The following is a 7,638-nucleotide window of genomic DNA, read 5'->3' as shown; positions in this document are numbered from 1 at the left end:
ACGAAAGTAACGATCGAGTTCGGGCTAATCGCCATAGCTCACAACTTCCTCAAACAAGTGGAAAAGAACCGCTCGTTTGAGGAAGAAAATCTAAAAAATAACAAAACCCACATTTTAACGAAAATATACGCTAAGCAAATTTCGACATAAAAATAGCCGAATTTTCTACTCTAAGAAAAGTCCGGCTTTTATTTTTAGACTTGTTGTAAGGGACGAAGAGCTTCTAATGTTGTAGTATCTTTCGTATCGAATCGATACTCACCTAAAAAATTAATATGTTCCCACCCTAGTGGTGAGATATGTTTTAATAGTTCTTCATTAAATCCATACGTACTTTTTAACTTTTCTACAGCTTTACTTAAATATACGGTGTTCCATATAATGATGGCATTTATGAGAATGCTTAATGCACTTGCTCGTTGCAATTGATCTTGGAGAGCACGTTCACGGAACTCTCCATGTTTCCCAAAAAAGATGGCTCTTGCTAGTGAATTCATTGCTTCACCTTTGTTTAGTCCTCGTTGAATTTTTCTACGTAACGTTTTATCTGAAAGGTAATCTAAGATAAATATTGTCTTTTCAATTCTCCCCATTTCTCTTAATGCTTTTGCTACTTTATTTTGGCGAGTATAAGAACCTAATTTCCCCATAATTAGTGCGCCGGACACTTTTCCTTCTCGAATTGAATGGGTTATACGTAAAACATCATCATAATTTTCATAAATCAATTTCATATTCACTTGTCCCCGTATAAGCCCTTCTATATTCGAAAAGTCTTTAGATGAACCAATTGTATACAATTTTGAACTCGATAAGTCCCTTAATCGAGGTGCAAAACGAAAACCTAATAGATGTGTTAGGCCAAATACTTGATCAGTATAGCCTGCTGTATCCGTATAATGCTCTTCAATCATTAAATCAGACTCATGATGAAGTAACCCATCAATCACATGTACAGCATCTCTTGCATTCGTATTAATAACCTTTGTATAAAAGGAAGAAAATTGATCACTTACAAATCGATAGATAGTAGCTCCTTTACCAGATCCGTAGTGTGGATTAGAACTAGCATTCAAGGAGGAAACCCCAATTTGAACACGCATGCCATCTGATGATGAGGTAGTACCGTCACCCCAGTAAGAGGCTAAGGGTAATCGATGTTGAAAATTGACTAACATGGCTTGTGCGCGATTTAATGCATCATCGTACATGCGCCACTGACTAGCGTTAGCTAACTGATGATAGGAAATCCCCGGTGCAGCTTCTGCCATTTTAGTAAGACCAATATTTGTTCCCATAGCCATTAGTGAAGCAAGAGAAATGATAATTTCTTTCCCTCTAGGTGGCTTATTCGTGGATGCGTGAATAAATTGTTGTTCGAAACCTGTCCAATTTGCTACTTCTAGAAGTAAATCTGTGAGTTTAATCCGAGGTAACATGTGATAGAGCTTTGCACTTAATTGTTTGGCTTCCTCTGGAGTATCTTTTTCTAAACGATGAAGATGTAGATTTCCCTTATCAATATCTACTCCATCTAATGAATGAACATTTTTTGAAAACGTTGCGATTCGATCTAAAAGTGTTTGTGTTCTTTCTATAATATACTCATCCGCATTTGGAGAAACAGCTAAACGTGTCCCCATTTCTTTAGTATCATTCCAATCTTGGGATGATACTAAGTATTCATCAAAATCTTTATGTTGTCGACTTCCCACAATAGAAATATCTCCAGAACGTACGTAGTTTCGTAGTTCAGTAAAAGCTGCTAACTCATAGAAGTGCCGATTAATGTTACCGTCTTCATCGTATATATGTTTTTTCCATCTGTTTGATACAAAGCCTAATGTAGCTCCTTTTGGTACTTTACGTTTTCCTGATTCATTTAATTCACGGATAGTATCTAAAGCACTTAATACAGATTTAGCATAATTTGTAGACTGAAACTCTAAAGTGCGTAGTAATGTGGGAGTATATTTACGTAGGTAATTGTATCGACTTTCTAATAAATCAAGATAATCATAGTTCATAGGTCGAGAGAGTTGCTTTGCTTCTTCTACAGAAGCTATAAATTTATCCCAAGTCATAACAGTTTCTAAGAGAATAAAAGGATCTATGTTTTCGTTCTTAGCTTTAATTAATGCAGTTCCTAAATCTGCATAATGAATGATTTTTTCATTTAACGCTTTCCCATTCCTTTTATGAATCTCCTCTTGTTGTTTTCTTCCTTTTAGTTGCAGATTCATCATTTGTTTATCATGAATTTCAAAAGCTTGATCGATTAAATCCTGTGTTAAATCGAATAAATAAGCAACCAATATGGCGTACTTCTTTATTTCCTTAAATCTTCGAAATGAGAAAGCTTCATAGCGGGCTCCCATTCGAGATAGCTGACGTAGTCGATTAGGATGTATACCTCTTGTATCAATGTTTAACTGCAAACCTTTTATATAATCTAAGCGCTCAACAACCTTTAAAAAGGATTCTGGCGAAAACTGGCCAGGTACTTCTTTTAACCAAGCTAAATAGGTTTTGGAAGAGTTAGGCATGGAATGAAGTAGACCGTTTAATTTTTCCTTTTGTAAAATGGTTAAAGATGATGTTAGTATCTTAAATATATTTTCTTCAGCTCGTTTACGTGTCTCCCATATCGTCCGTTCTATTATTGCCATCGAAGGGAGTATAATCTTCCAAGTACGGAGTTCTTGCAATGCTATCTCAACAAGATATGTAGTATTTCCATTATTTAACGCATGTGGTTGAAGAAATTTAGATAATTTTCGATAGTCAGCAATTGTAAAGCTACGCAAACCATATTCGTGACGAATCTCCTCTACATGTTCGTATCGTGTAGCCTCTCGTTGAGCGTATAGTGCCCAGTCCTCTGTACCGACACCAATCTGTTTAGCTACAAATTCTAAAACGATTTTTGGAACATCTCCGATATCCGATAAATTCCAACCTAAATACCGTAAAACACTTAATTGCATAGCAAAACCTAATCGATTATAATCCCTCCGATGGCGATTAATGATTTTAATATCATGTTGACTGAAGGTAAAGTATGTACTTAATATCCATTCGCTTATATCAGAGGGGATTTGCATATATTGTTTGCGTTCTTCACCTGTAAGAAGCTCTCTTACTCTTACATACATTAGAAATTATCCCCTTTGTATTTGTTATTTCGCTTTCTGCAGATATCGATACAATGTAGCTCTTGAAACACCTAAGGTGTTACATATATCTTCAGTTGAATAATTGGGATCTTTCATTAGAGATTTAGCCATAGAAACTTTTGTTGTATCCATTACTTTCGGTCTTCCTCCAACACGCCCGCGGGCACGAGCAGCTGACAATCCAGCTTGTGTACGTTCTTGAATCATTTCCCTTTCAAATTCGGCTAATGCTCCAAATACGTGAAAAATGAGTTTCCCACCACTCGTAGAAGTATCCATATTTTCCTGTAGACTCCGAAAAGCAATTCCTTTTCCATTTAATGTATTGATGGTTTCAATAAGGTGCTTAAGAGAACGACCTAAACGATCTAATTTCCATACTACTAACGTATCGCCTTCTCGTACATAACCAAGTGCTTCATTTAATCCTGAGCGAGATGAAGTAGCCCCACTCACTACATCAGTGAAAATTCGTTTGCACCCAACTTGTTTAAGAGCATCTTTCTGTAAATCTAAATTTTGATCATTCGTAGAAACACGAGCATATCCAATTAGCAAAGTATCACCCCCAATTTCTTACTAATTGTCTCATAACTCATTGAACAAAGGAATAATGAGATTTTGATTTTAAGACAAGTTTTGAGACTGATAATATAGTATTCTTCTCGGATCAAATGAGAAATAAAAAGCAGTCTCAAAAACCTCCATTTCTGAGACTGTTTTTAAAATATTTGTTATTTTTCAATATTAAGGGGAATTCTACTTGTTTCTTTGTTAAATAAATATTAAAATAGTTAAAAGTTTACAAAGGAAGGTTGATTGACTTGGATTCTTACGATTATAAAATTTTACAATCAATAATGAATAACGGTAGAGTTACTTGGGCTGAATTAGCATCTCATATTGGACTATCTTCACCAGCAGTTGCGGATCGTGTCAATCGTTTGATTAGTAATGGAGTAATTAAAGAGATTGGAGCCAAGATAGATGGAGAAAATGTAGGAACAGAGTGTACAGCTTTTGTATCAGTCTCATTAGAAAAACCAAAATATAGAGAAGAATTCTTACATCTTATTACTAATTTGGAGGAGGTACAAGAATGCCATCATATTGCGGGGGATGATGATTATTTATTAAAAATTCGTTGTCGTAATACCAAGGATCTAGACAGAGTGATTAGTTATGAGATTAAAAATCTGCAGGGAGTACTTCGAACAAGAACAACAATAGTGATGGACACAACGAAAGAAACACTTAAAATTCCTTTGCAAAAAGATAAGTTTTTTATTGATGAGGTAGGAGAAAATGATAAGTGAATTCTTACTTAAAGGTCTTATTATTGGTTTTAGTATTGCGGCTCCTGTAGGACCTATCGGAATTTTATGTATTCGTAGAACGCTCGAGAATGGGAGATTCGTTGGATTTATGTCAGGTTTAGGTGCTGCGACAGCAGATGGTTTATATGGTTTAATTGCGTGTCTAAGCTTAACAGTGATAACTAATTATTTGATTAGTCAACAATTGTGGTTTCAACTCATTGGCGGAATTTTTTTAGGTTATTTGGGTGTTAAAACTTATAAATCAAAACCCACAAATACAACTACTAAAAGTAAAAATGAACAAAATATTAAGGCATATATATCTACTTTCTTTTTAACAATAACTAACCCCATAACAATTTTGTCTTTTATTGCTCTCTTTTCAGGGGTTGGAATAGCTAATTCAGATATTGGCTTAATGGCTAAATTAATACTAGTATTAGGAGTTTTTTTAGGTTCAATACTATGGTGGTTATTTCTTAGTATGGTCGTTAGCTTATTAAAGAAACGAATAAATGTATATTTTTTAATAATTATAAACAAAACATCTGGCTTAATTTTACTATTATTTAGCCTATGGTCTTTTTATGATGTACTAATTACTACTTATTAATGGGAAATAAAATCAACCATATTATAATGGAGGTTTATAAAATTGACATTAAAAAAGGAGAGTAATTTTTACTCAAGGATAAAAATAAAGAAAACAAGTAGAGAACCTATGTCAACGATTACACAATTGCCGAAATCTTACATAATTTTCATATTGGGTTTACTTATTTCAAGAATTGGAGATTCCCTATATACCTTTTCTCTTCCTTGGATTGCATATAAGTTAACTGGTTCAGCAGTAATTATGAGTTCACTTTTTGCCATAAGTGTGTTACCTATTGTTTTATTTGGTCCTATAGTAGGAGTAATAGTAGATCGTTGGGATAGACGAAAATTAATGTGGATTTCGGACCTATTATGTGTTTTCTTTGTAACAACAATTCCTGTTCTCCATATTTTAGGGTTACTCCAACTCTGGCATTTATACGTTGTTTCTTTTATTTTAGCAGTACTATCCATGCTATTTGATGTAGCGACAGTTACAGTAATTCCACAGATTGCAGGCCAATCATTAACCAGGGCTAATTCCGCTTATCAAATGGTTCTTCAGATTGCTAGTTTAGCAGGTCCTGCCTTAGCTGGTATTATCATTGCTATTATAGGAGGTTTTAATGCACTCTGGATAAATGTTCTCTCTTATATAGCTACTTTAATTGCTGTATTAATGTTACCAAAATTAAAAAAAACAAAATCTGTAGATGGATCGGGAAATCTATTCCAGAAAATAGGGAGAGAAATGAAAGAAGGTTTTAGATGGTTAATGAATGACCGTCTTAATCTCGCTTTATCTCTTCAAGCAATGGTAGGCAACTTTGGTGCTAGTGCTATACTAGGAGCATTAATGTATTATTTGCTTTCAACATTACATTTAACTTCTGAACAAAGTGGATTTAACTATACCTTAATTGGAGTAGGCGGTCTTGTGGGAAGTATTATTGTTGTTCCACTTGAAAAGCGATTTCGACGTGGGATTCTAATTCCCGCTTTGTTAGGTATAGGTGCAATTGGATTAACCTACGCAATATGGAGCAAATTTTGGCTAGCACCAGGCATTGCATTTGGAATTGCTATGGTATGTAATATCGCTTGGAACATTATTGTAGCATCTGTAAGGCAAGAAACTGTACCCATGGATATACAAGGAAGAGTTTTAGGATTTTCACGTGTGCTTACACGACTGGCAATGCCCCTAGGTGCATTAGTGGGAGGCGTGATTTCTGATTATAATCCGGTTGCAATTTTTATTTTGGCATCAGCTACAAAATTCATTGAAGTGATCATTGCACTTACCAGTCCTATACGTAAACTATGAGCGAATGTATCTGGATAAAATTCCGAATTTTCCGAAGTGTTTCCGAGGAATTTCTTACAATCAAAATTAGCAGAGAAGTATAACCTAGATGCATATCTATCTAATTAGGTTTCTGTAAAAAATACCGAAAATGACTGTTTTTGTTACGTTTTATATTTAAAGATAGCCGGATTTTTCTTAGAGTAGAAAATCTGGCTATTTTTATGTCGAAATTTGCTTAGCGTATATTTTCGTTAAAATGTGGGTGGTACCCCTTTTTTAAATTATATCTTCACACTAGGCAAAGTTACCCAATTTGAATTTACTCATTATTTCCCGATATTGATTGTGATCTTCGAGGACTCACAGGTAATTGATTTCCCCAATTATCCATTTCCGCACCTCTTTTTAACTCTTTGTTTTTTGGGATAAACAATTCAGGATTTTTAATTATTAATAATTCTTCTTCATAATTAGTTAATTTTTTTTGCGTAACAACATATTGATTGTACGTTCTAATTAACGAGGCTGTGTAAACTAGTACTGTAACTAATAAGATAATTGAATATGTGCTTAAAGAAAGGTTCGTATATTTGATAATTAAGTCGCGGGATAATAAAAATATAATTGGAATAAGCGAAAAATATTTTAGTGTATTCATTTTAAATTTAAATGTGCCTAGCCGACCTTCTAACCATAATTTATGAAATTCAATTAATTCTATTGGATGTTCATATTTAAATTTTAGTCTCTTTAAACTTTGGAAATCCTTTAAAGATTGATAACGTTTATAGCATTCTAAAAATAATAATAAAACCATTGCTGTATAAAGGATGTCCTTAGATATGTTAGTCCACAAAGGTTGTAGTAAATCGATTAGATTCACATTATAGACATTCTTCATGAATACATAGGCCATTATAATAATTGTTCCTAGTATGAATAGTTCAAAAAACATACGGACTAAAATCACTCTAACCCTATAAAAATCTTCCTTATTGATAACCACCACACCTTTCTGTATTTTCAGAATTTTCTACATTAATACTAACATAGTATTTGGTTTAATGACAGGGCAGCAACTGGGGTTTGTGTAGTCGTGGGTTTTTTTCAGTTTGCGGTTTCTCCCCCATCGCTATCAAGCTAACAAAACAAAATTCCCCCTAAAATGAAAAAATACGCTATTCTTTCTGTAGAATCATAGGAAAGGATGGCGTTTTTGCATGTCTATTTCTGTATC

6 protein-coding genes are annotated in these 7,638 nt (G+C 34.0%); 3 read left to right on the top strand and 3 right to left on the bottom strand.

Annotated elements, in window-relative coordinates:
- Positions 1 to 194: 194 nt before the first annotated feature.
- Complete coding sequence (locus MR076_RS25515) at positions 195 to 3,155, bottom strand: Tn3 family transposase (protein WP_242225364.1); 2,961 nt, start codon at positions 3,153 to 3,155, stop codon at positions 195 to 197.
- Between the two features lie 24 nt (positions 3,156 to 3,179).
- Entirely contained in the window at positions 3,180 to 3,734 is a 555-nt protein-coding gene (locus tag MR076_RS25510) for a recombinase family protein (RefSeq protein WP_242225363.1), read from the bottom strand.
- Between the two features lie 266 nt (positions 3,735 to 4,000).
- Here MR076_RS25510 and MR076_RS25505 point away from each other — a divergent pair, with 266 nt between their 5' ends.
- The 3 genes from MR076_RS25505 to MR076_RS25495 all read left to right on the top strand — a co-directional run bounded on the left by MR076_RS25505 (position 4,001) and on the right by MR076_RS25495 (position 6,419).
- Complete coding sequence (locus MR076_RS25505) at positions 4,001 to 4,492, top strand: Lrp/AsnC family transcriptional regulator (protein WP_242225362.1); 492 nt, start codon at positions 4,001 to 4,003, stop codon at positions 4,490 to 4,492.
- Positions 4,482 to 5,108, top strand: a complete 627-nt coding sequence (locus MR076_RS25500) for a LysE family translocator (protein WP_242225361.1) — start codon at positions 4,482 to 4,484, stop codon at positions 5,106 to 5,108. Before MR076_RS25505 ends, MR076_RS25500 begins: the two co-directional genes overlap by 11 nt.
- 108 nt (positions 5,109 to 5,216) lie before the next feature.
- On the top strand, positions 5,217 to 6,419 hold the full coding sequence (locus MR076_RS25495) for an MFS transporter (protein WP_242225365.1): 1,203 nt from the start codon (positions 5,217 to 5,219) through the stop codon (positions 6,417 to 6,419).
- A 301-nt stretch (positions 6,420 to 6,720) separates the two neighbouring features.
- Here MR076_RS25495 and MR076_RS25490 read toward each other — a convergent pair whose 3' ends face one another.
- Positions 6,721 to 7,284 (bottom strand): hypothetical protein, encoded by a 564-nt coding sequence (locus MR076_RS25490; RefSeq protein ID WP_242225360.1) that lies wholly within the window; start codon positions 7,282 to 7,284, stop codon positions 6,721 to 6,723.
- Positions 7,285 to 7,638: the final 354 nt, after the last annotated feature.

It is taken from the genome of Bacillus cereus group sp. BfR-BA-01380, from assembly GCF_022663535.1.
Classification (GTDB): domain Bacteria; phylum Bacillota; class Bacilli; order Bacillales; family Bacillaceae_G; genus Bacillus_A; species Bacillus_A cereus_BB.
This window is presented reverse-complemented; position numbering and strand designations above follow the sequence as displayed.

What these genes read in the sequence shown, in the direction of transcription:
- MR076_RS25515 (WP_242225364.1), bottom strand. Translation starts at nt 3,155, where the DNA reads ATGTATGTAAGAGTAAGAGAGCTTCTTACAGGTGAAGAACGCAAACAA.
- MR076_RS25500 (WP_242225361.1), top strand. Translation starts at nt 4,482, where the DNA reads ATGATAAGTGAATTCTTACTTAAAGGTCTTATTATTGGTTTTAGTATT.
- MR076_RS25495 (WP_242225365.1), top strand. Translation starts at nt 5,217, where the DNA reads ATGTCAACGATTACACAATTGCCGAAATCTTACATAATTTTCATATTG.